Source organism: Thermoflexus sp. (genome assembly GCF_025055495.1).
Lineage (GTDB): Bacteria > Chloroflexota > Anaerolineae > Thermoflexales > Thermoflexaceae > Thermoflexus.
This window is the reverse complement of record NZ_JANWXB010000179.1, coordinates 1-1,906: the sequence shown is the minus strand read 5'-3', so window position 1 is coordinate 1,906 and position 1,906 is coordinate 1. Positions and strand designations below refer to the sequence as shown.

Annotated in this window: 1 pseudogene; it reads right to left on the bottom strand. The window is 61.6% G+C overall.

Annotated elements, in window-relative coordinates:
* Positions 1–1,906: pseudogene (locus NZM16_RS06230) on the bottom strand (hypothetical protein); the annotation flags it as partial.

Genomic DNA, 1,906 nt, shown 5'->3' with positions numbered 1-1,906 from the left:
TCCGGACGCTCCGGGCATCCGATGGTCCCTGGTTGGTGGCCACCAGGCGATAGACCAGCGAACGGCCCGCCACCACTGGATCCGGATCATCGATCAGGCTCAGGGCCAGATCCGCCTGGGTTTGAACCTGCGTGGTCGCGGAGGCCGTGTTGTTGGCGGGAGTAGGATCCAGCGTGGAAGCCGCCGCCTGGGCCTGGGCGGTCAGGGAGCCGGCCGGGGTGGTGCTGGGCACCCGGGCGGTGAGGGTGATGCGGGCGGTGACCCCTGCCGGCATGGCGCCCAGGGTGCAGGAGAGGGTCGCGCAGGTGCCCTGGGAGGGCGTCAGGTCCAGAACCGTGAGGCCGCTGGGAAGGGTGAAGGTCACCCCCACCCCCTGGGCATCCGAAGGCCCCCCGTTGGTGAGGACCGCCGTGTAGGTGATCGGGTTCCCGGCCACCACCGGGTCCGGATCACCGATCAGGCTCAGGGCCAGATCCGCCTGGGTTTGAACCTGCGTCGTCGTGGAGGCCGTGTTGTTGACCGGATCATCCGAGTTGGACGTGCTCGCCGTCACACGGTTGGTCAATGTTCCATCCGGGGTGTTGCTGTTCACTCGAACCTGAAGCGTGATGATGGCCGTGCTTCCCACATTAAGCGTTCCCAAGTCGCAGATCGAATCCGAACAGGAGCCTTGAGAAGAAGAAATGTCGAGCAAGGTCACCCCGTTCGGAAGGGTATCCGTCACGCGAACGTTTTCAGCGTTCAGGGGGCCGCTGTTCGTCACCCAGATGGTGTAGGTCAGTTCCGTTCCTGCCAGAACCGGGTTTGCGGACGCGCTTTTGCTTACCACGAGATCCGCCAGCTGGTTATAGGAGATCGCGATCTCCCGGACCTCGGGGGAGAACATCGGGTTGGTGGTGCTCATCTCCACCCGATATTGCAGATATCGGGCGAAGGCCAGGTTCTCCGGGATATTGTTGGGCGGAGGGGGAAGGGGATCCGACCAGTTGGACCATGTGTTTCCATCCATCGAGGTGCGAACGCGGAAAACCACGGTAGTCCCCGTGGGGGTGACCGCATTCCAGGAGAGCGTGGTCCACCGCACCTTTTGCCCGGCATCTTGAGGGCATGAGTCGAAGACCCCGCTGGAAGCATATTGCCCGGCGCGGACCCAATCGATGTCCGTAGGGGTGCTGCCATAAGACGATGGCGTTTGATGATAGAGGAACACCCAGGAGGTGATCACCGTTGTGTTGCTGGGCGCCGATATCTGCATCACGCCATCGATAAAAAAGCGGGTTACATTCTGCTCCCACTCGATGCGAAAGACATGGAACTGAGTCTCGTCCGGATCGTCAATATCGTAATCCCCAATCGGCCCTCCATTATCCCGAACGCGAACGATCAGATTGTTCGGATCACCGTATCCCAGAATAAACAGTCGGATGGAACTGGTTTCGAAAGGCGGGTTATGAAGGGGCCCGCTCTCCCGGTAGAACCCCAGATCTACAGTGCCGGACGTGTTTGGGCTTTGCATCAAGCGGGCGCGAGCCTCAAAGAACCTTGGCAACTGGGTCATGGTGAGCACGGAGCGCAGATAGACGCCATCCAGGGTGATGAGCCCGTTGGCCAGGATCATGCTTTGATGGCGCCCAGCGTCGGGATTTGAGATATTGGTAATCCAGCGTGTGATATCCAGTGCGGGCCCATCGAAGTCATCCTCCACGCTGGCGGTGAGATGAAGCTCACCGCCCTCCCGGTTCCCCACCGAAACATTAGACCGCGCCGCGCATGCGGGCGTGAAATCCGCCACGGTCGTGTGGGTGATGGTCCCCGTTCCCTGAGCGTGGGCGGCGGGAGGGGTCAGGGAGGCGAACCAGCGGGAAGCCCCAAGCCACAGGATCAACAGCGCCCCCGCCAATCCGAT